The 20,378-nt window shown below is 66.8% G+C and carries 17 protein-coding genes and 1 pseudogene; all 18 read left to right on the top strand.

Annotated features, from left to right (window positions below; all coding sequences use genetic code 11):
* Positions 1-191: 191 nt before the first annotated feature.
* The 18 genes and pseudogenes from smc (at position 192) to F572_RS0109435 (ending at position 20,195) form a co-directional block, all read left to right on the top strand.
* A complete protein-coding gene (smc, locus tag F572_RS0109520) occupies positions 192-3,686 on the top strand; it encodes a chromosome segregation protein SMC (RefSeq protein WP_017941255.1) in 3,495 nt (1,164 codons plus the stop codon).
* A gap of 437 nt (positions 3,687-4,123) precedes the next feature.
* Positions 4,124-5,341: a cell division protein ZipA gene (zipA, locus tag F572_RS0109515; RefSeq protein WP_018158449.1), complete on the top strand. Its 1,218-nt coding sequence runs from the start codon at positions 4,124-4,126 to the stop codon at positions 5,339-5,341.
* Complete coding sequence (ligA, locus tag F572_RS0109510; RefSeq protein WP_017941257.1) at positions 5,338-7,428, top strand: NAD-dependent DNA ligase LigA; 2,091 nt, start codon at positions 5,338-5,340, stop codon at positions 7,426-7,428. The genes zipA and ligA overlap by 4 nt, the downstream gene beginning before the upstream one ends.
* A 323-nt stretch (positions 7,429-7,751) precedes the next feature.
* Positions 7,752-8,207 carry a transposase gene (locus tag F572_RS0109505; protein WP_026142940.1) on the top strand — a complete coding sequence of 152 codons (456 nt, stop codon included), beginning with the start codon at positions 7,752-7,754 and terminating at the stop codon, positions 8,205-8,207.
* Between the two features lie 230 nt (positions 8,208-8,437).
* Positions 8,438-8,824 (top strand): nucleotidyltransferase domain-containing protein, encoded by a 387-nt coding sequence (locus tag F572_RS0109500; RefSeq protein ID WP_017941259.1) that lies wholly within the window; start codon positions 8,438-8,440, stop codon positions 8,822-8,824.
* Positions 8,814-9,224: a DUF86 domain-containing protein gene (locus F572_RS0109495; RefSeq protein ID WP_017941260.1), complete on the top strand. Its 411-nt coding sequence runs from the start codon at positions 8,814-8,816 to the stop codon at positions 9,222-9,224. The genes F572_RS0109500 and F572_RS0109495 overlap by 11 nt, the downstream gene beginning before the upstream one ends.
* Before the next feature lie 240 nt (positions 9,225-9,464).
* Positions 9,465-11,366, top strand: coding sequence for a nucleoside-diphosphate sugar epimerase/dehydratase (locus tag F572_RS0109490; RefSeq protein ID WP_026142941.1), 1,902 nt, complete (start codon positions 9,465-9,467; stop codon positions 11,364-11,366).
* A gap of 241 nt (positions 11,367-11,607) precedes the next feature.
* Positions 11,608-12,774 (top strand): nucleotide sugar dehydrogenase, encoded by a 1,167-nt coding sequence (locus tag F572_RS0109485; protein ID WP_017941263.1) that lies wholly within the window; start codon positions 11,608-11,610, stop codon positions 12,772-12,774.
* 462 nt (positions 12,775-13,236) lie between these two features.
* Positions 13,237-14,115, top strand: a complete 879-nt coding sequence (locus tag F572_RS0109480) for a Wzz/FepE/Etk N-terminal domain-containing protein (protein WP_017941264.1) — start codon at positions 13,237-13,239, stop codon at positions 14,113-14,115.
* A gap of 324 nt (positions 14,116-14,439) precedes the next feature.
* Positions 14,440-14,592 (top strand): annotated as a pseudogene (locus F572_RS15795) (MarR family EPS-associated transcriptional regulator); the annotation flags it as partial.
* Positions 14,593-15,145: 553 nt separating this feature from the next.
* A complete protein-coding gene (locus F572_RS0109470) occupies positions 15,146-15,595 on the top strand; it encodes a transposase (protein ID WP_017941266.1) in 450 nt (149 codons plus the stop codon).
* A 186-nt stretch (positions 15,596-15,781) separates the two neighbouring features.
* Positions 15,782-16,036, top strand: coding sequence for a DUF4258 domain-containing protein (locus tag F572_RS0109465; RefSeq protein ID WP_081602001.1), 255 nt, complete (start codon positions 15,782-15,784; stop codon positions 16,034-16,036).
* Between the two features lie 2 nt (positions 16,037-16,038).
* Positions 16,039-16,230 carry a DUF2283 domain-containing protein gene (locus F572_RS0109460; RefSeq protein ID WP_017941268.1) on the top strand — a complete coding sequence of 64 codons (192 nt, stop codon included), beginning with the start codon at positions 16,039-16,041 and terminating at the stop codon, positions 16,228-16,230.
* Between the two features lie 365 nt (positions 16,231-16,595).
* On the top strand, positions 16,596-18,311 hold the full coding sequence (locus tag F572_RS0109455) for a bifunctional sulfate adenylyltransferase/adenylylsulfate kinase (protein WP_017941269.1): 1,716 nt from the start codon (positions 16,596-16,598) through the stop codon (positions 18,309-18,311).
* Positions 18,312-18,539: 228 nt separating this feature from the next.
* Complete coding sequence (locus tag F572_RS0109450; protein ID WP_017941270.1) at positions 18,540-18,764, top strand: DUF6290 family protein; 225 nt, start codon at positions 18,540-18,542, stop codon at positions 18,762-18,764.
* Complete coding sequence (locus tag F572_RS0109445) at positions 18,748-19,026, top strand: type II toxin-antitoxin system RelE/ParE family toxin (RefSeq protein ID WP_017941271.1); 279 nt, start codon at positions 18,748-18,750, stop codon at positions 19,024-19,026. The genes F572_RS0109450 and F572_RS0109445 overlap by 17 nt, the downstream gene beginning before the upstream one ends.
* A 340-nt stretch (positions 19,027-19,366) precedes the next feature.
* A complete protein-coding gene (locus F572_RS0109440) occupies positions 19,367-19,609 on the top strand; it encodes a type II toxin-antitoxin system ParD family antitoxin (protein WP_017941272.1) in 243 nt (80 codons plus the stop codon).
* 295 nt (positions 19,610-19,904) lie between these two features.
* The gene (locus F572_RS0109435; protein ID WP_017941273.1) at positions 19,905-20,195 is read left to right on the top strand and encodes a type II toxin-antitoxin system RelE/ParE family toxin; all 291 of its coding nucleotides are present in this window, start codon (positions 19,905-19,907) and stop codon (positions 20,193-20,195) included.
* Positions 20,196-20,378 lie beyond the last annotated feature (183 nt).

Below are 20,378 nucleotides of genomic sequence, written 5' to 3'. Positions count from 1 at the left end.
GCGCCCCCGTAGGAGCCTGCTCGCAGGCGAAGCCCCTGCCCACGCCAGATTTTGCCAGGGGCTTCGCCTGCAAGCAGGCTCCCACAGGGGATCAAGGCAGGGGCGAACAGGTTTTCGGGCTGTGGTCACGGTACGGGTCTAACCGTGTACCATTCTACCCCCGAGTACCCTGACTGCGGATAGCGCCGAACGTGCGACTCGCCCGAATCAAGCTGGCCGGCTTCAAGTCGTTCGTGGACCCGACCACCCTTGTCCTGCCCGGCAACCGGGTGGGCGTGGTCGGGCCCAACGGCTGTGGCAAGTCCAACACCATCGACGCGGTGCGCTGGGTCATGGGCGAGTCCTCGGCCAAGCACCTGCGCGGCGACTCCAGCGAGGACGTGATCTTCAACGGCTCCTCCAGCCGCAAGCCGGTCGGGCAGGCCTCCATCGAGCTCGTCTTCGACAACTCCGACGGCCGCCTGGGCGGCGAGTACAGCGGCTATGGCGAGATCGCGGTCAAGCGCGCGCTCACCCGCGATGGTCAGTCGAAGTACTTCCTCAATGGTCAGCGCGCGCGCAAGCGCGACGTGGTCGACCTGTTCCTCGGCACCGGTCTGGGCCCGCGCAGCTACGCCATCATCGAGCAGGGCATGATCGCGCGCCTGATCGAGGCGCGCCCCGAGGAGCTGCGCGTCTACCTGGAGGAGGCCGCAGGGATCTCCAAGTACAAGGAGCGCCGGCGCGAGACCGAGAACCGCGTGCGCCACACCCGCGAGAACCTCGAGCGCCTGGACGACGTGCGCGACGAGGTGGCCAAGCAGGCCGAACGCCTCAACCGTCAGGCCGCCACTGCCGAGCGCTACCAGGCCCTGGCCGCCGAGCGCCGGCGCAAGCGCGCCGAGGCGATCCTGCTGCGCCTGCAGGCCCAGGAACGGGAGATGGAGGCCAGCCGCACCCGCCTGAACGACGCCGAAACCGAACTGGCGGCCGCCCAGGCCGAGGCGCAAAAGGCGCAGACCAGCACCGAGCAGGCCCGCCAGGAGCGGGTCGAGCTGGAGGCCGCTACGACCCAGGCGCAGAGCGCCTACTACGATCGCGCCGCCGAGGTCTCGCGCCTGGAGCAGTCCATCCGCCACGCCGAGGACGAACTGGCGCGCGAACAGGCCGAGCTGCGCCAGCTGGACAGCCGCATTGAGGCCGCGGCCGGCGAGCATCAGGCGGTCGAGACCCGCATCGCACAGGCCGAGCAGGAGAGCGTGCAACGCCAGGAGGCGGCCACGACCGCCGAGGCGGAGCGCGAACGCCTGGAGGCCGCCGCCGAGGGCGCCGAGACCGAGTACCAGACCGCGCGCGAGGCGCTCACCGAATGGGAGCGCTCGCTGGCCGAGCCCCGCCAGAACGCCCAGCTGGCTCGCTCGCGCATGGACAACGCCGAGCACCTGCTCAAGCGCGTCGCCCAGCGCCAGGAACGCCTTGAGGCCGAGCGCGCGGCCCTGCCCCAGACCCACCCGGGCACCGAGGCGGATCGCCTGGATTCCGAACTGACCGGCCTGCGCGAGCGGCTGCAGGCCCTGCAAGTCGAACGCGACCAGCAGCAAGGCGCGCTGGCTGAACTGGAGCAGGCCCAGCGCGAGGAGCAGGACACCCTGCACGCCACCGAACGCGAGGCGCGCGAGGTGGCCGGGCGCCTGGCGGGTCTCGAACACTTCGCCGGCGAGGACGACCCGCAGGAGACCCGCGCCCGGCGCGACGCCTGGGCGCGCGAACACGGGCTGGACCTGTCGCGCCCGCTGGTGCAGCAGCTGGAGGTCGCCGAGGGCTGGGATACCGCGGTGGAGATGGTGCTGGGCGCCTGGCTGGAGGCCGCCGTTACGGAGCGGCCGGAGGCGCCGCCGGACCTGCCCGACGCGATGCTGCGTCTGGTCGGCACGGACGTGCCGCAGGCGCCGCAGGCCCCGGCCGGCCGCCTGGCCGCCCGTGTCCAGGGATCGCCGGTGGTCACAGCCTGGCTGGCGGCGGTGCACTGCGCGGAGGACCTTGATGCCGCGCGGGCACAGGTGGCCATGCTCGGCCCCGGCGAGAGCGTGATCACGCCCGACGGCACCTGGCTGGGGCCGGGCTGGGTCGCCCATCGCACCCTGGAGGGAGGGGCCAGTGGCGCGGTGGCCCGGGTGCGCCTGGCGCGCGAGCTGCAGGAACACGAGGAGGAACTGGCCACGCAGGTAAACCGCCTGCAGGCCGCGCTGGAAGAGCGCAACGAGACCATCGCGGCTACCCGTGCGCACCGAGAGGCGCTGGACGGGCAGATCCGCGAGCAGCAGGCACAGATCGACGACCGCGAGCGCCGCGTGCAGCGTCTGCGCGACCAGGCGCGGCAGCTGGAACAGCAGCAGGAACGCATCGACCGCGAGGCCGGCGAGCTCGACGAGGAGGCCGCGCGGGCCCGCGAACAGTTCGCCACGGCCGAGGCCGAGCGTAACGAGGCGCTGGCGCGCATCGAGACCCTGGAGGCCGACCGCGCTGCCCTGGAAGCCCGGGTCGAGGCTGCCCGCAGTGCGCAATCCGAGGCTCGCGACGCGGTGCGCGCGGCGCGCGACGCAGCGAACCAGGCGCGCATGGCCGAGCAGGAGGCGCGCCACCGCCTGGAGCGCGAACAGAACGAGCGGGGACGCCTCGAACGCCAGCGCGAAGAGGATGCCCAGCGCCGCGAACGCCTGGCACAGGGGCTGGGCGAACGCCAGGGCCCGCTGGAGCAGTGGCGGGCGGACTTGCAGAGCGCGGCGGAGCAGCGCCAGAAGGCCGAGGCACGATTAACCCAGGCACGCGCCGACCTGGAGGCCTGCGATGCGCGGCTGCGCGAGCTGGCCGGTACCAGCACCGAGCTCGGCAACCGCGTGGAGGCGCAGCGCTCCACTTGTGAGGAACTGCGCCTGGACCTGCGCGAGCGCTCGGTACAGATCGAACAGCTGAAGACCCAGTTCCAGGAATCCGGCTTCGCGGCCGAGGCACTGGCACCCGAGCTACCGGAGGATGCCACCGGCCCGGCCTGGGAACAGGCGATCGGTGAACTGGATCGCAAGATCGAGAAGCTGGGGCCGATCAACCTGGCGGCGATCGACGAGGCGCGTAGTCTGGAGGAGCGTTCGCGCTATCTGGAGGAACAGCACGCCGACCTGGTCGAGGCGCTGGAGACCCTGGAGGCGGCGATGCACCGCATCGACCGCGAGACCCGGGCGCTGTTCAAGCAGACCTTCGATCAGGTCAACGCCGGGCTGGGCCACAAGTTCCAGCGCCTGTTTGGCGGTGGCGAGGCGCGCCTGGAGATGACCGGCGACGACCTGCTGGATACCGGTGTCACCATCATGGCGCGCCCGCCCGGCAAGCGTCTCTCGACCATCCACCTGATGTCCGGGGGCGAGAAGGCGCTCACGGCCTCGGCACTGGTGTTCGCGATCTTCGAGCTGAACCCGGCGCCGTTCTGCATGCTGGACGAGGTGGACGCGCCGCTGGACGAAGCCAATGTGGGTCGCTTCTGCGACCTGCTGCGCGAGATGTCGGAGCAGATCCAGTTCATCTTCATCACGCACAACAAGGCGACCATGGCCATGGCCGAGCAGCTCATTGGCGTTACCATGCACGAACCAGGGGTCTCGCGCCTGGTGAGCGTGGATATCGACGAGGCCGTGGAGCTGGCGGAGGCCTGAGCGAACCGCCCCGTCATTGCGAGGCCCTAGGGAAACACTGATTAATGTACACACTCGCGTTGGTACCCCAGGTTTTCCGAGACGAGGCGCGGTGCGCAGCCGGTAGCGGTTCTACCGGCCCGTTTTTGACTGAGTCGGGCTGCAACGCAGGATCGGGGAACCTGGGGCACCAACCCCACAATTTAATGAAAGAAGGGGCTCGGCCTCTTTTGCGCGCGCACGGCGTTGCGGTTCCCTTGTGCAGAATGACTGCACGGCGGTCACCGCGCCTTGTTCGCACGCAAAAGCGACTCGAGCGCGAGCGTGTACATTAATCAGCGTTTCCCTGGGGGCCGCGGCAATCTCCAGGGGATGGCACAACGGGTTCCATCGGAACCCCGGCGCCCGGCAAAACCACGGCACAAAACCGCAATTAAACGAGGTACCGCGTGGATTGGATGCGCATCAGTCTGGTCATACTGGGGATTGTCCTGATCGCGGGGATCTGGCTCGCCCATCGCCTGCGCACGCGTTCGGTTTCGCGCGACATGGAGGACGATGCCGCGGACTGGGGCGACGAGGCCGTGCACATCCGCGCCAGCGAGCAGCCGGGCGAGAAGCGCTGGTACGAGCCGGTGGACCCCAGTGCTTCCCCCGAGCCGGAGGCCGGCTGGGGCGACCCGCTGGATACCGGCCGCAGTGCCGGCACGGGCGGGGCGCGTGAACCCGGGTTCGACGAGCCGCGCATTCCCGCCGCGGCCCGCGAGGAACGCCACGAACCGCATCTGGGTGTGACCGCCAGCGACGACGAGCCGGATCTGGAGCCCGACTACGGTCGCCGGGGCGAACGCGCCCAGGACATCTACGGTGTCCTGGACAACGATGACGAGCCGACGCCGCCCCCGCCGCACGGCGCCTTCGAGCCGTCACCGGAGGATCGCCCGGTTCGGGCGCGGCGCCAGGGTTCGGCGAACGCTTCGGTGGACCGCGTGCGGGCGGTGCTTGGCGACGTGGGTGCCCGCCTGCGTGCCGGCCTGGACCGGGTGCGCCCGGAGCGGTTCAAGCCGCCGCGCGCCGACGACACCCTCGGCGAGCAACTGCACCCGGACCACGAGGTGGACCCGGATCTGGTCGAGAAGCCGGCCCCGGACATGGAGACGCTGGGCGAGTATGTCTCGGAGCCGCGTGTTGTTGGTCGCAATCCGAAGGCCGAGCGCCGCGCGAGGGACGAGAAGATCCTGCTGCTGCACGTGGTGGCCCCGCGCAACAAGCCCTTTACCGGCGTGGCCCTGGGCGCGGCGATGCAGCGCGCCGGCATGACCCCCGGCGAGATGGACATCTACCACTTCCATGAGCCGGAAACGGATAATCGTGTCCCGCTGTTCTCCGCGGCCAACATGGTTCCGCCGGGCACCCTGCGTGAGGAAGACCTGGCCGACATGATGACGCCCGGCGTCACGCTGTTTACCCAGGTGCACCGCGCCGCCGAGCCGCAGCGGGCCTTCGAGGCGCTGCTGGAGCACGCCCACGTGCTGGCGCGCGATCTCGGTGGCAGCATCCTCGATGCGCAGCAATCCACCGCGACCAACCAGACGCTGGCCTACATGCGCGAGGACCTGAACGACTGGCTGCGCCGCCACCGCCCGGACGTGCTGCGCCGGCGGAGCGCGCGATGAGCGCGTCGGGTTCGCCTGCCACGCAGGCAGGCTCGAAGGACGCTCCGAAGGCCCGCATCGACGCGCTGCGCCGGCAGATCGAGCATCACAACTACCGCTACTACGTCCTCGATGACCCCGAGGTATCGGACGCCGAGTTCGATGCCCTGATGCGCGAGCTCGAGCAGCTGGAGGCCGAGCACCCGGCGCTCGTCACCCCCGATTCGCCCACTCAGCGCGTCGGCGCCACCCCCGCCGAGGGCTTTGCCACGGTGCGCCACCGTCTGCCGATGCTCTCGCTGGCCAACGGGTTCGAGGCCGACGAGATCCGCGACTTCGACCGCCGCGTGCGCGAGCGCCTGGCGAAGCAGACCGGCGACCCGGCGCGCAGCGAGGCCGCCGTCACCTACATGGCCGAGCCCAAGCTGGACGGCCTCGCCATCAGCCTGATCTACGAGAACGGGCGACTGGTGCAGGCCGCCACCCGTGGCGATGGCGAGACCGGCGAGGACGTGACCGCCAACGTGCGCACCGTGCGGCCGATCCCGCTGCACCTTGGTGACCGCTTCACTGACGATGCCCCGCGGGTACTGGAGGTGCGCGGCGAGGTCTTCATGCGCCGCGCCGACTTCGAGCGGCTGAACGCCGGGCTTGAGGCGGACGGCCAGCGCGGGTTCATGAACCCGCGCAATGCCGCCGCCGGCAGCTTGCGCCAGCTGGACTCGAAGGTGACCGCGCGCCGCCCGCTCAGCTTCTTTGCCTACTCGGTGGGCTTTGTCGAGGGCGGGACCCTGCCGGAAACCCAGTCCGGCACGCTGGACTGGCTGCAAAGCCTTGGCTTCCCGGCCTGCCCGGAGCGCGAGGTGCTGGAGGGCGTGGACGCCTGCCTCGAGTACTACGAGCGCCTCGCCACGCGGCGGGCGGGGCTGGATTACGAGATCGACGGCATCGTGTACAAGGTGGATGCCCTGGCCGACCAGCAGGCGCTCGGCTTCGTCTCGCGTGCGCCGCGCTGGGCGATCGCCCACAAGTTCCCGGCCGAGGAGCGCACCACCACCCTGCGCAATGTCGAATTCCGTGTCGGCCGCACAGGCGCGCTGACACCGGTGGCGCGCCTGGAGCCGGTGCTGGTGGGCGGGGTGATGGTCAGCAACGCGACGCTGCACAACATGGACGAGATCGCGCGCAAGGATGTGCGCATCGGCGACCGCGTGATCGTGCGCCGCGCTGGCGATGTGATCCCCGAGGTGGTGGGCCGCGCTGGTGGCGAACGCCCCGCCGATACCCGCGCCATCGAGATGCCCGCAACCTGCCCGGAGTGCGACTCGCACATCGAGCGTCCGGAGGGCGAGGCGGTGGCCCGCTGTACCGGCGGGCTGGTCTGCCCCGCGCAGCGGCGCGAGGCGCTCAAGCACTTCGTCTCGCGCCGCGCGCTGGACATCGAGGGCTTCGGCGAGAAGATCATCGAACAGCTGGCCGACGGCGGCGTTGTGCAAAGCCCGGCGGACCTCTTCGCGCTGGACGCCGAACGCCTGGAGGCGCTGGAGCGGGTCGGCCCGAAGCTCGCCGCGAACCTGGTCCACGCCCTGCAACAGGCGCGCGAGACCACCCTGGCGCGTTTCATCTTCGCCCTCGGCATCCGCGAGGTGGGGGAGGTCACCGCCCGCAACCTGGCCGAGTACTACGGCGACCTGGACAGGCTGATGCAGGCCGACGCCGAGGCGCTGCAGGAGGTTCCCGATGTCGGACCCATCGTCGCCGAGCACATCGCCAACTTCTTCGCCGAGCCCCACAACCTCGAGGTCATCCACGCCCTGCGCGAGGCCGGCGTGCACTGGCCCGATCCGCCCCGGCGCGAGCCCACGGAGACGGGCGACGAAGCCCCGCTGGCGGGCCATACCTATGTCCTCACCGGCAGCTTCGACACCATGACCCGCGACGAGGCCAAGGCCGCCCTCGAGGCCCGCGGCGCCAAGATCACCAGCTCCGTCTCCAAAAAGACCACCGCCGTCATCGCCGGCGCCGACCCCGGCTCCAAGGTCACCAAAGCCGAATCCCTCGACATCCCCATCCTCGGCCCCGACGACCTCGCCCAACTCCTCGCCTGACAAGGCCGCTGTAGGAGCCGCCTCGGCGGCGAAGCCCCCGCCAGAGCCGGCCCCGGGCAGGGGCGTTCGCCTGCAAGCAGGCTCCTACCGGGGGTGTTCGCGCACAGCGGCTGCCGCTGTAGGAGCCGCCTCGGCGGCGAAGCCCCTGCCAGAGCCGGCCCCGTGCAAGGGCGTTCGCCTGCGAGCAGGCTCCTACGGGGTGGTGGTCGCGCACGGGGCTGCCCCTGTAGGAGCCGCCTTGGCGGCGAAGCTCCTGCCAGCCTCAGCCTTGCCACCAGCGTTTGATATTCTCGAACACGAAACGGAATACAGAAGGGGGCCCCATGCCACGGAAGGCACAAGGGCATCGCCTGCGAAGCGGCCGGTTCAGCGAGCCGGGGCGCATCTACCTCGTCACAACGGTCTGTGCGGGCCGGCGGCAATGGTTCGCAGATTTTGCGCGGGCCCGTTGCTGTGTGCAGTCGTTGCGAGAGGTTGAAGATGCCGTCACGACGTTATGTTTCGTGGTTATGCCGGACCACCTGCACTGGCTGTTGCAACTGAACCACGGCGAACTCCCGGTGGCGGTACAAAAGGTCAAGGCAAACACCACCCGCCGCATTGGCCGCCTCGAGGGTGCGCGACGCCACATCTGGCAGAAGGGCTACCACGACCGCGCCTTACGCCGAGAAGAAGACCTCCAGACGGTCGCCCGCTATGTGGTTGCAAACCCGCTAAGGGCGGGCCTCGTTTGCAACTTGGGTGATTATTCACACTGGGACGCCATCTGGCTGGAATGAGAGCGTGCTCCAGCTGTGGCAGGGGCTTCGCCGCCAAGGCGGCTCCTACGGTCAAACCAGGCCCATTACCCCCGTAGGAGCCTGCTCGCAGGCGAATGCCCCTGCCCGGGTCCGGCTCTGGCGATGGCTTCGCCGCCAAGGCGGCTCCTACGGGGGTGCTTGTGGGTTGGGGTTCCGGGTGGCCGGGTTTGCTACTCTGGCCAAGCGGACAAACACGGGTCGTGATTGGAATGCTTCAGCCGGAACAGATCAGCCGCATCATCGAGCTCGCCGAACGCTACGAATGGCGCCTGGTTATCCTGTTCGGCTCTACCGTTCGGGAAGGGCATGGAAGGGATGTCGATCTGGCCGTGGACCCACGGTCGACGCCGGACCTGATGACGCAGGGGCGCTGGCAACGAGAGCTGGAGGACGTGTTCGATCCAGCACCCGTGGACCTTCTTCTGCTCACGGATCGTACCTCGCCGACCACGCGGTTCGAGATCTTCCGCGATGGCCAGTGCCTGTTCGAGGCAGAGGCAGGCCGCTTTCATGCGGAGCAGGACCGCGCGTTCTTCCTGCACGCGGATTCCGTCCTGTTTCAGCGCCACCGGACGGAGGGCCCGGATGCCGCCTGAAACGCCCGAGGTGATGCAGCGCAAGCTGTCGATGCTGCGCCAGTTCCTCTCGGACCTGGAACTCTACGCGGCAATGGAGCCGCGCCAACAGCGGCGGGAGCATTACGCCATCGAGCGTCTGCTGCAACTCCTCTGTGAATCGTCAGCGGACATTGGTCTGCAGCTGTTGCGCAGCGATGGCTATCGGCTCGCCGCGACCTACCGCGATGTCTTTGAAGCCCTCCGCGATCGGCTCGATCTCGACGAGGCATTGGCGGAGCGATTGATGGATGCCTGCGCCATGCGCAACGTCCTTACGCACCTCTACGACACCATCGACCTGGAGCGGGTCATAGGCGCCGTCGCGCCTGCCATCGAGGTGTATGCTCAATTCGCCCAGTGGGCCGAACAACGGCTGTAGGTGCCCGGTGGGAGCTTGCTCGCAGGCGAATGCCCCTGCCCGCGCTGGAAGATCGCAATGCCCAGGGCCATCGCTCGGCGGCCGGCGAACGGGTGAATTTTCATCAGGGGTTGCTTATGCTGCGCAGCGCCGCGAGGGAGAGCGGCGAACACCCGGTATTCGCGCTTGCTGTAGTGTAATCAGGGTGGTTTTCGTAAACGCGGAAGTCGGGCCGGACATGCCGAAACGGTATTGCAGATCATGCTGAGACAGGGCATGGACAGGTTGTTGGCGCTGCCGCGCTCGAAGAAGCGCTGGCTGATGGTGCTGGCGGATGTGGTCATGCTGCCGCTGGCGCTGTGGTCCGGTTTCGCGATCCGCCTGGCGGAGCCGTTCCCGCCGATCATGCTGGAGACCTGGTGGCTGTTCCCGCTGGTGGTGCTGGTGGGCATCCCGCTGTTCGTGAAGCTGGGTCTGTACCGGGCGGTGGTGCGCTTCATGGGCTCGCGCACCATCTGGGCCGTGGGCTCCGGTGTGGTGATCCTGGCGCTGGTGCTGTGGGCTGCGGCAACCCTGGGGCAGGTGGAAGGCTTCCCGCGCTCGGTACCGGTCAACTTCGCGATCGTGGCCTTTATCTATGTTGGCGGCAGCCGGTTCCTTGTGCGCACCTGGTATCGCTCCATCATCGAGGCGTCCGCCGGCGCCGAACCGGTTGTCGTGTTCGGGGCCGGCGAGGCCGGTGTGCAGTTGCTGTCCGGGCTCAAGGCCGGAGGCCGCTTCCGTGTGGTCGCGTTCGTGGACGAGGACCGCAGCCTGCAAGGCAGCTCGATCGACGGGATTCCGGTTCACAAGCCGGCCCAACTCGCGCGTCTGGTCAATCGCTTCCGGGTCGGTCGGGTGCTGCTGGCCATCCCGTCCGCGACGCGCCAGGAGCGCCGCCGCATCCTCGAGCAACTGGAACCGCTTCCGGTGTACGTGCAGACCGTGCCGTCGATGGAGGCAGTGGTCTCCGGACACGCAAGCCTTGAACAGCTGGAGGACGTCGACATCGCCGATCTGCTGGGCCGGGATCCGGTTCCGCCGGACCCGGAGCTGCTCACCCGCAGCGTGCGCGGCCGGGTGGTGATGGTGACGGGGGCGGGCGGCTCTATCGGTTCGGAGCTTTGTCGGCGCATTATCCGCCTCGAGCCGGCCGCGCTGATCCTGTTCGAGCGCAACGAGTTCGCGCTCTACAGCATCGAGCGCGAGATGCAGGAGCTTGCGGCACAGCTGGAGCAGTACCCGGCGATCCACGCCGTCCTGGGTTCCGTGGCCAATGCGCGGCGGGTGGCCTCCGTGCTGGCGGAACATGGCGTGCAGACGCTTTATCACGCGGCCGCCTACAAGCACGTGCCGATTGTCGAGGCGAACCTGATCGAGGGCGTGCGCAACAACGTCTTCGGCACGGCCGTACTGGCGGAAGCGGCGCTCAAGGCGGGCGTGGATCGCTTCATCCTGATCTCCACCGACAAGGCCGTGCGCCCCACCAACGTGATGGGCGCCACCAAGCGCCTGGCCGAGATGGTCCTGCAGGACCGTGCCCGCCAGCAGCGCGGCACGATCTTCAGCATGGTGCGTTTCGGCAACGTGCTCGGATCCTCCGGCTCCGTGGTGCCGCTGTTCCACCAGCAAATCCGCGATGGCGGTCCGGTCACGGTGACCCACCCGGAGATTACGCGCTACTTCATGTCCATCCCCGAGGCCGCCGAACTGGTGATCCAGGCCGGCGCCATGGCCGAGGGCGGCGAGGTCTACGTCCTGGATATGGGCGAGCCTGTGAAGATTATCGACCTGGCGCGGCGCATGATCCGCCTGCACGGGCGACAGGTGAAGGAAGACGGCGCCCCCGAGGATGGCGTGGAGATCGTGTTCACCGGTCTGCGCCCGGGCGAGAAGCTCTACGAGGAACTGTTGATCGGCGACAACGTCGAGCCCACGCCCCATGAGCGCATCATGCGCGCGCGTGAGGACTGCGTGTCGCCGCAGGACCTCCACGCCGCCCTGAAACAGCTAGAGCGCGCCGAACGTGACATGGACACCGAAAGCGCCTGTCGGACCATCCGCGCGGTCGTGCACGAATACGCTCCTGCGGATCACCCCCCGCAAGAACGGTTCGCGGGGTAAGGGTGGCGTTAGCCTTTCGTGCCTCCGATCGCATCATTGTTCACGGAGCCCCAGTATCCTCGGGCGCTGCGTAAGCGCGCCGGGCAGGAAGGGCATGCCCCCGTAGGAGCCTGCTTGCAGGCGAAGCCCCCGCCAAAGTCCGGCGTGGGCAGGGGCTTCGCCTGCAAGCAGGCTCCTACGGGGATCCGTGGCGCGGCCGACGAACATGGATACACAGATCGAACCAGGAAGGAAAGAACGGATGAAAATCGCAGTCGCCGGAACCGGCTATGTCGGACTCTCCAACGCCGTGCTGCTGGCGCAGCACCACGAGGTGGTCGCGCTGGACGTGGTGCCGGAGAAGGTCGAGCAGATCAACCGCCGGCATTCCCCGATCATCGACGCCGAGATCCAGGACTTCCTCGAGAACCGCGAGCTGAACCTTCAGGCCACGCTGAACAAGCAGCAGGCGTACGAAGGGGCGGACTTCATCATCATCGCCACGCCCACGGATTACGACCCGCAGACCAACTACTTCAACACCTCCACGGTGGAGTCGGTCATCCGCGATGTGCTGGCCATCAACCCGCACGCCACGATGGTCATCAAGTCCACCGTGCCGGTCGGGTACACGCGCGAGATCAAGGCGCAGATGGAGACCGACAACATCCTGTTCTCGCCGGAGTTCCTGCGCGAGGGCCGGGCGCTGTACGACAACCTGCACCCCTCCCGGATCATCGTCGGCGAGCAGTCCGAGCGGGCCGAGACCTTCGCCGGCCTGCTGGCCGAGGGCGCGATGGATGACGACACCCCGATCCTGTTTACCAACTCCACCGAGGCCGAGGCGATCAAGCTGTTCGCCAACACCTACCTGGCGATGCGCGTGGCCTACTTCAACGAACTGGACAGCTACGCCGAGATCCACGGCCTCGACACCCGCCAGATTATCGACGGCGTGTGCCTGGACCCGCGCATCGGCAGCCACTACAACAACCCGTCCTTCGGCTACGGCGGCTACTGCTTGCCGAAGGACACCAAGCAGCTCCTGGCGAACTACGACGAGATCCCCAACAACATCATCGGCGCGATCGTAGACGCCAACCGTACGCGCAAGGATTTCGTGGCCGACGCGGTCATTCGGCGCAATCCGCAGGTGGTGGGCATCTATCGGCTGGTGATGAAGAGCGGCTCCGACAACTTCCGCGCCTCCGCCATCCAGGGTGTGATGAAGCGCATCAAGGCCAAGGGCATCGAGGTCGTCGTCTACGAACCCGAGCTGCCCGCCGACGAGTTCTACCGCTCCCGCGTCATCCGCGACCTCGACGAGTTCAAGCGCATCAGCGACGTCATCGTCGCCAACCGCATCACCGACGACATCCGGGACCAGACCGACAAGATCTACACCCGCGACCTCTTCAACAGCGACTAAGCCAACCAGCGCCGCTCTACCCCCTGTAGGAGCCCAGCCTCTGGGCGATTCGGTTTAACCAACGCCCCATCGCCGAGAGGGCTCGGCTCCTACAGATCCGGGGCCCCGTACGATGTAGGAGCCCAGCCTCTGGGCGATCGGACCTTTCCGGCTCCCCCGTCGCCGAGAGGCTCGGCTCCTGCAGATTGCAGACCCAAATGCGTCGCGGCCCTGCGATCGAGTCGATTATGGTTGAGCCGATGCGCAGACCATCGGCCTTGCAAAGCCTCCTCGTTTTCGATCCAATCGCCACGCGCCATCGTCGGCACAGGGGCGTGCCTTCGAGCCTGCTCCTCCGGGAAAGGCCGGGGCGCAATGCGCCAGCGAGGTCGGAGCGGCAAACGCGGGTTGCAGCTGTTTGCCAAAGCACCGACGCCTGGGTGCTGACACGCGCCAAATGAAACTGAACACAGGAAACGACTCATGAGCGACCCTGCCGGACCACAAACCCGCCCGTACGACGACGAAATCAGCTTGTACGAACTATGGGACGTGCTGATGCGTCGGTTGCCGGTATTGATGGGTGTCGCGGTGGTTACGGTGGTGCTGGGCGTGGTTTACGCCGTGATGCAGCCGGTGGAATACGAATACCGGTCGGGGGTGGGTCTTCCGGGGGTCTATTCGGAAGGAGCTCTTCAGGAGCACTCCGATGGCGTCATGGATGTCGTAGCACGGGATGTGGTGATCTCGAGGCTCGAAGACGTTCTGATCCCGCAGGAACGCGATGCGTTCTCGGCGGGGGAGTGGCGCGCGCTCCATGTTCGTGTGAGTGAGTATGGATCGGATTACGGCCTGATCCTGACGTCCACCAGCACGCGCGAGGCGGCGGGCGATGTGTCGGAACTCCACGAGGGGGTCATCAGGGCTTTGTCCGAGTGGCTCGAGCCGCGTTTTGAACAAATGCTGGCCAGCAGCCTGAGACCTTTTGAAAACCGTATTGAGCTATTGGATCAGCAAATCGAGTCGCTACAGGGCGATCTCGATATGCTCAACGAGCATCTCGGCGAGCGGGACGACGTCGCCGGCCTGATTGTGGCCCAGCGGATAAGCGATACACGGCGCGAGCTTGCCGAGTTGCGCACTCGCCGTGTCGATGCAAGGTCCGATGCGGAAACCATTGCAACCATGAGCCGGGGGATGGAAGGAACTTTCCTCGCGAAAGAGTCCGATAGCCCGGTCGGTCCTGGTCGCTCGCTCATTGTCGCCTTGTCCGTGGTCCTCGGGGGCATGCTCGGACTGTTCGCGGCATTCTTCTGGGAGTTTGTCAGCAACGCCCGCAATCGCCGCTCCGAGGGAAGCTGACAACACGTCCGATGCGACTCCCCATTCGGGGCTCTTGTCGTGAAGGAACTCCCGCATGTTTTGCCCGTTTGCGCAGGCACGCGGCCCCCGACGGGCCGGCGAGTCTCGTTGCTGGCTAGCGGTCGGCTGTGGTCTAATCTCAAGCGCGTTCATCCTGTGAACGAAAGATGCAGCCAAAGCTCCAGCCGAGGCGGACCCGCGAAAATCCGGGTGCACCGTCCCGGCGGTAGCGTGCCCAGGCGCGCCCCCCGGTTATAAAGATAACCCATGGATTAAGAAGACCTTCATCTAGCAGTGCTCCGCCTGTTGGAGCGCGATTCGGACATGAGTCATCGCCAGCTCGCGCGTGCGCCCGGCCTGTCGGTGGGCGAGGCCCATTACGCCATCCGCGCCGAACACAAAGCCCTGATGACCGAGATCGAACAACTCCGCGCCGAGCTCCAGGGCACCGAACCAGCGGACGAACCACCAACCCCGCAGGAGCCCAGCCCTCTCGGCGATCGGGCCTGTCCGGCGCCCCAATCGCCGAGAGGGCTCGGCTCCTACAGGTCCGGAGCCACCGCGCGGTGTAGGAGCCCAGCCCCCTGGGCGATCGGGCCTATCCAACGCCCCAATCGCCGAGAGGGCTCGGCTCCTACAGGTCGGGGCCACCATGTGGTGTAGGAGCCCAGCCCCCTGGGCGAACGGGCCTAACCAACACCCCAATCGCCGAGAGGCTCGGCTCCTACGGGTCCAGGGGCACCAAGCGGTGCAGGAGCCCAGCCCCCTGGGCGATCGGGCCTAACCAACACCCCAATCGCCGAAAGGCTCGGCTCCTACGGGTCCAGGGGCACCAAGTGGTGTAGGAGCCCAGCCCCTGGGCGATCGGGCATGTCCAGCGCCCCAATCGCCGAGAGGGCTCGGCTCCTACAGGTCCGGGGCCACCGCTCGGTGCAGGAGCCCAGCCCCCTGGGCGATCGGGCCTGTCCAACGCCCCAATCGGCGAGAGGGCTCGGCTCCTACAGGAAAATCTCAGAGGAAGAGGAAAGCCATGGACGGCCACCCTCGCGGACATGCCCTGCGCAAGGGACGCTATTCCTGTCCTGGACAGATTTATCTGGTCACCACAGTGACCGTTGAGCGGGAGCCCGTGTTCGGGGATTTGTGGGCCGCTCGATCGGTGGTGCGTGCTCTGATGTCCGAAGCGCAGCAGCAAACCGCAAAGACGCTGGCATACGTGATCATGCCTGATCACCTGCACTGGCTCCTGGAGTTGGGAGAGCCGGACTCATTATCCCGGGTAATGCGGCGGGTCAAGGCGGTCAGCGCGCATCGCGTGGGCCGTCCAATATGGCAAAAGGGTTTTCACGACCGAGCCCTTCGCCGCGAGGAGGACCTCGCCGGCGCCGCCCGGTACATCGTTGCCAACCCCCTGCGCGCTGGCCTGGTCCGCCATGTCGGCGATTACCCACATTGGGACGCCGTCTGGCTGTCCCCATAACCGTAGGAGCCCAGCCTCTGGGCGATCGGGCCTGTCCGGCGCCGCAATCGCCGAGGGGGCTCGGCTCCTACAGGGTCCGGAGCCACGGGGGGTGTAGGAGCCCATCCCCCTGTGCGATCGGGTGCTGACAATGCCCCCAAACGCTCAGAGATCTGACCACCCGAATTCGGATAAAAGGGCAAAGGAATGCACTCCCAACGATTCGACCGACCGATACACGTTACGCGCCATGCGCGAGAACGGATGGCGCAGCGCGAAATCTCGGAAAGCGAGCTGGTGCAGTTGCTGGAGAATGGTGAGCTACGCTACAAGGATGACAGTCGTTTGTGGGCCGCGAAGCACTTCGAAGGCCGTTGCGACAACCTGATTTGTGCCGCTTTGGTGCTCGAAGAGCAATTGGTAGTCAAAACCGTCATGCACCACTTTGACTGGGGAGAGTGACGATGCGCACGACCTATGACGAAACCGACGACATTCTCGTCCTGCATCTGTCGGACAAGCCGATTACACGCGAGTGTTCACAGGACTGGAACACCCATGTGAGCTATGCCGAAGACGGAACGATTGTGGAAGTCGTCATTCTCGAAGCATCCAAGCAGGGCGCCTGGCCACTCCTGCGATCGGAAGCAGCCTGAGCTCACCGGAACGCTTCAGCGGCATGCCAATAGATAGTCGCCAGGGGCTCGGTTCGTATTTCCGAGCCCCACGCGATGTAGGAGCCCAGCCCCCTGGGCGATTGGCCTAACCAACGCTCCAATCGCCGAGAGGGCTCGGCTCCTACAGGTCTCGGGGCCACAGCGGCTGTAGGAGCCCAGCCCCTGGGCGATCGGGCCTGCCCAACGCCCCAATCGCCGAGAGGGCTCGGCTCCTACAGGTCGGCGCCACCACGTCATGTAGGAGCCCAGCCCCCTGGGCGATCAGGCCTGACCAGTACCCCCGATCGGGTGGCTTCGCACCCGGAATACCGGGCACGCACGCAACAACTGGACTCCACACCCTCATGGATTTGATTGAACCGTACGGCGGCACGCTGTGTGATCGCTATCTCGACGAGGCGGCCGCCGGGGAATTGAAGGCCCAGGCGCGGGACTTCCTCCCCTGGGATCTGACGCCGCGCCAGGCGTGCGATGTCGAGCTGCTGCTGAACGGGGGCTTCTCGCCGTTGACCGGCTTCATGGGCCCCGCGGATTACGAGAGCGTGGTGGAGACCATGCGCCTGGCGGACGGCACGCTCTGGCCGATGCCGATCACCCTGGGCGTGAGCCAGGCCTTTGCCGAGCAGGTGGAGGAGGGCAGCCGCATCGCCCTGCGCGACGCGGAGGGCATGCTCGTCGCGGTAATGGACGTGGAGTATCGCTGGACCCCCGATCACACGCGCGAGGCAGAACAGGTGTTTGGCACCACCGATACCGCGCACCCGGGTGTCAACGAGCTGCTGCATCGCACGGGCCCCGTCTATCTGGGCGGCACACTGCACGGTCTGGAGCCTCCGGTCCACCACGATTTCCGCAACTATCGTTACAGCCCCACGGAGCTGCGCGAGTACTTCCAGAAGCTCGGCTGGAACCGCGTGGTCGCCTTCCAGACCCGCAACCCCATGCACCGCGCCCAGGTGGAGCTCACCCGCCGGGCCGTGCGCGAGACCGAGGCCAACCTGCTGATTCAGCCCGCGGTGGGCGTAACCGCACCGGGGGATGTGGACCACTTCGTGCGCGTGCGCTGCTACGAGCACGTGCTGCGCCAGGCCCCGGAGCAGACCACCCAGCTCAGCCTCCTGCCCTTGGCCATGCGCATGGCCGGCCCGCGCGAGGCGCTGTGGCACGCCATCATCCGGCGCAACTATGGCTGCACACACCTGATCGTTGGTCAGGACCACGCCAGCCCCGACCCGGGCCCCGACGGCCAGACCTTCTATGGCGCCTTCGAGGCACAGGAACTGATCCGGCGCCACGCCGACGAGATCGGCATCGAGATGGTCCCGTTTCAGGCGACGACCTATGTGCAGGACCGCGCCGATTTCGTGCCGGCCAACGAGGTACGCGAAGGCGAACATACCCTCAACCTCGACAACCCCGAGTTCTGCCGCCGGCTGCGCGAAGGCCTGGAGATCCCCGAGTGGTTCTCCTACCCGGAGGTGGTCCAGGAGCTGCGGCGCACCTTCCCGCCGCGCCACCGGCAGGGTTTTACCGTGTTCTTCACCGGGCTCTCCGGTTCCGGCAAGTCCACCATGGCCAACGCCCTGCGGGTGAAGCTGATGGAACTGGGCGGCCGCGCCGTCACGCTGCTGGACGGCGACATCGTGCGCAAGGAGCTCTCCAGCGAGCTCGGCTTCTCCCGGGAACACCGCGACATCAACGTCCAGCGTATCGGCTACGTGGCCAGCGAGATCACTAAGAACGGCGGTTGCGCCATCTGCGCCCCCATCGCCCCGTACACCGACATGCGCCGCCGCGTGCGCGAACGCATCGAGCAGCACGGCGGCTTCCTGGAGATCCACGTCGCCACCCCGCTGGAGACCTGCGAAGCGCGCGACCGCAAGGGCCTCTACGCCAAGGCCCGCGCCGGCCTCATCAAGGAATTCACCGGCATCAATGACCCGTACGAGGAACCCGAGCACCCCGAGCTGCGCATCGATACTCGCGACATGGCCCCGGACGAAGCCGCCCACCGCATCCTGCTCAAGCTCGAAGCCATGGGCTTCATCCGCAACCCGTAAAGGGTCCCAGCCTCCGGGCGACGGGGCCTAACCAACGCCCCATCGCCGAGAGGCTCGGCTCCGACAGGTTCGGAGCCACCGTACGTGAACGGACCGCCCGGACACCACGGTGTAGTAACCGGGATGCCGAAGCGCAGGAAAGGCGCGGAGCCTCGGAGGAAAGGGCCGCTGGGCTTGGCAATCCACCGCAGTGCTATACTTGTATAGCAAACCTCCGGAGGACACCCCATGCTGGCTTTGCGCCTACCTGAAGATGTGGAAGAGCGGCTCAATGCGCTGGCCAAGGCGACCGGCCGAAGCAAGAGCTACTATGCGCGCGAGGCGATCGTGCAGCATCTGGAAGACCTTGAAGACATCTACCTGGCCGAACAGCGCCTGATCGACCACCGCAAGGGAAGCGGCGAGACAGTCTCCATGGATGAAATGAGACGCCGACTTGAGCTGGACGATTGAGTTCGATAAACGCGTGGAAAAGGATCTCCGCGCGCTAGACAAGCAGGCCGCCAGGCGGATTCTGGAGTACCTGAACGAGCGGATCGCGTCCCTTGACGACCCACGCAGGCTGGGTAAATCGCTTTCGGGCGAACTGGGCGAGTACTGGCGCTACCGCATCGGCCCGTACCGTGTCATTGCATCGATTGAGGATGATCGGCTCCGGGTGCTGGTCGTCCGCGTGGCCCACCGCAACACGGTCTATCGCCAGGGGAAGGTTTAAAGAACGAACAATTGCGGGCCTCGCCCTATTGTAGGAGCCCAGCCCTCTGGCCGACCGGGCCTGTCCAACACCCCAATCGCCGAGAGGCTCGGTTCCTACAGATCCGGAGCCACCAGACGGTGTAGGAGCCCAGCCCCCTGGGCGATCGGGCCTGTCCGGCGCCCCAATCGCCGAGAGGGCTCGGCTCCTACAGGTCCGGGGCCACCGGAGGTTAACGGTCCTTCCGGCCGCAGCGAAGGGAAGGGCCGGGATCCGGGGGTGCGGTCGCACAATGGGTTCGGGACGGCTATCATTGTCTTTATGGCAAAGATTGCCAAGAAAGTTGGAGGTTTTTGAGGCTATGGCGACCATGAACGTATCGCTTCCCGACCCGATGAAGAACTGGGTCGAAAAGCAGGCCGAATCCGGTCGGTACAGCAATGCCAGCGATTACGTGCGCGATCTGATCCGTCACGACCAGGAGCGTGCCGAGAAGGTCGAGCGCATGCAGACGTTCGTCAAGGAAGCGCTGGAGAGCGGTCCCGGCCAGCACAGTATGGAAGAGCTCCGCGAGCGGGCGGCGCGCCAATGCTCCGGTTCCTGACTCGCCAGGGAGACGCTGATTGAATCGCACGTTCGCGCTCGAGTCGCTTTTGCGTGCGAACAAGGCGCGGCGACTGCCGTGCAGCATTCTGCACAAGGGAGCCGCAACGCCGTGCGCGCACAAAAGCGGCCGAGCCCTTGCTTTCAATAGCGTGTAGGGGTTGGCACCCCAGGTTCCCCGATCCTGCGTTGCGCCGCTTGCGGGTAGAACCACTACCCGCTGCACGACGCGCCTGGTCTCGGAAAACCTGGGTTATCAACGCGAGCGCGCGATTCAATCAGCGTCTCCCTCGGTAATGCCCTTTTACCTGAGTGAAAAGGCGGAGGAGGATGTCATCTCCATCTTCGTCCAGGGCGCAGCAGAGTTTGGTCTTGACCAGGCAGGGCGGTATCACGCAGCGCTGGAGCGCCAGTTCCGGTTCCTGGCGGAGAACCCGCTGGTGGCCCGCGAACGCGCCGAAATCGCTCCGCCTGTACGTGTCCACCCCTTTCAGGCGCATATCGTCGTCTACATCCTGGACCCGGTTGGCGACGTCTATATTCTCCGGGTGCGCCACGCACGCGAAGATTGGCTTCCCAACCCTTGACCTGATTAGCGACGAGAGTCAGCCAGGCTCACTGGGTGAGCCACCCCCGGGCGTACGCTGAGGCTACACAGCGAGCGGAGGGTGCCACCATGGCGCAGAATCGGATTCAGTTTCAGCCGGGGATGTCGTTGCCGGCATTCATCGCCCAGTACGGCACCGAGGCCCAGTGCGAGGCGGCGCTGG

It is taken from the genome of Thioalkalivibrio sp. ALE14, from assembly GCF_000376845.1.
Taxonomy (GTDB): Bacteria; Pseudomonadota; Gammaproteobacteria; order Ectothiorhodospirales; family Ectothiorhodospiraceae; genus Thioalkalivibrio.
The sequence above is the reverse complement of the archived record's forward strand: the minus strand, read 5'-3'. Positions and strand labels throughout refer to the sequence as shown.

Bases quoted from the DNA above. Each gene is read 5' to 3' on its own strand.
- zipA (WP_018158449.1), top strand. From the start codon at position 4,124: ATGCGCATCAGTCTGGTCATACTGGGGATTGTCCTGATCGCGGGGATC.
- ligA (WP_017941257.1), top strand. From the start codon at position 5,338: ATGAGCGCGTCGGGTTCGCCTGCCACGCAGGCAGGCTCGAAGGACGCT.
- F572_RS0109505 (WP_026142940.1), top strand. From the start codon at position 7,752: ATGCCACGGAAGGCACAAGGGCATCGCCTGCGAAGCGGCCGGTTCAGC.
- F572_RS0109500 (WP_017941259.1), top strand. From the start codon at position 8,438: ATGCTTCAGCCGGAACAGATCAGCCGCATCATCGAGCTCGCCGAACGC.
- F572_RS0109495 (WP_017941260.1), top strand. From the start codon at position 8,814: ATGCCGCCTGAAACGCCCGAGGTGATGCAGCGCAAGCTGTCGATGCTG.
- F572_RS0109490 (WP_026142941.1), top strand. From the start codon at position 9,465: ATGCTGAGACAGGGCATGGACAGGTTGTTGGCGCTGCCGCGCTCGAAG.
- F572_RS0109485 (WP_017941263.1), top strand. From the start codon at position 11,608: ATGAAAATCGCAGTCGCCGGAACCGGCTATGTCGGACTCTCCAACGCC.
- F572_RS0109480 (WP_017941264.1), top strand. From the start codon at position 13,237: ATGAGCGACCCTGCCGGACCACAAACCCGCCCGTACGACGACGAAATC.
- F572_RS0109470 (WP_017941266.1), top strand. From the start codon at position 15,146: ATGGACGGCCACCCTCGCGGACATGCCCTGCGCAAGGGACGCTATTCC.
- F572_RS0109465 (WP_081602001.1), top strand. From the start codon at position 15,782: ATGCACTCCCAACGATTCGACCGACCGATACACGTTACGCGCCATGCG.
- F572_RS0109460 (WP_017941268.1), top strand. From the start codon at position 16,039: ATGCGCACGACCTATGACGAAACCGACGACATTCTCGTCCTGCATCTG.
- F572_RS0109455 (WP_017941269.1), top strand. From the start codon at position 16,596: ATGGATTTGATTGAACCGTACGGCGGCACGCTGTGTGATCGCTATCTC.
- F572_RS0109450 (WP_017941270.1), top strand. From the start codon at position 18,540: ATGCTGGCTTTGCGCCTACCTGAAGATGTGGAAGAGCGGCTCAATGCG.
- F572_RS0109440 (WP_017941272.1), top strand. From the start codon at position 19,367: ATGGCGACCATGAACGTATCGCTTCCCGACCCGATGAAGAACTGGGTC.
- F572_RS0109435 (WP_017941273.1), top strand. From the start codon at position 19,905: ATGCCCTTTTACCTGAGTGAAAAGGCGGAGGAGGATGTCATCTCCATC.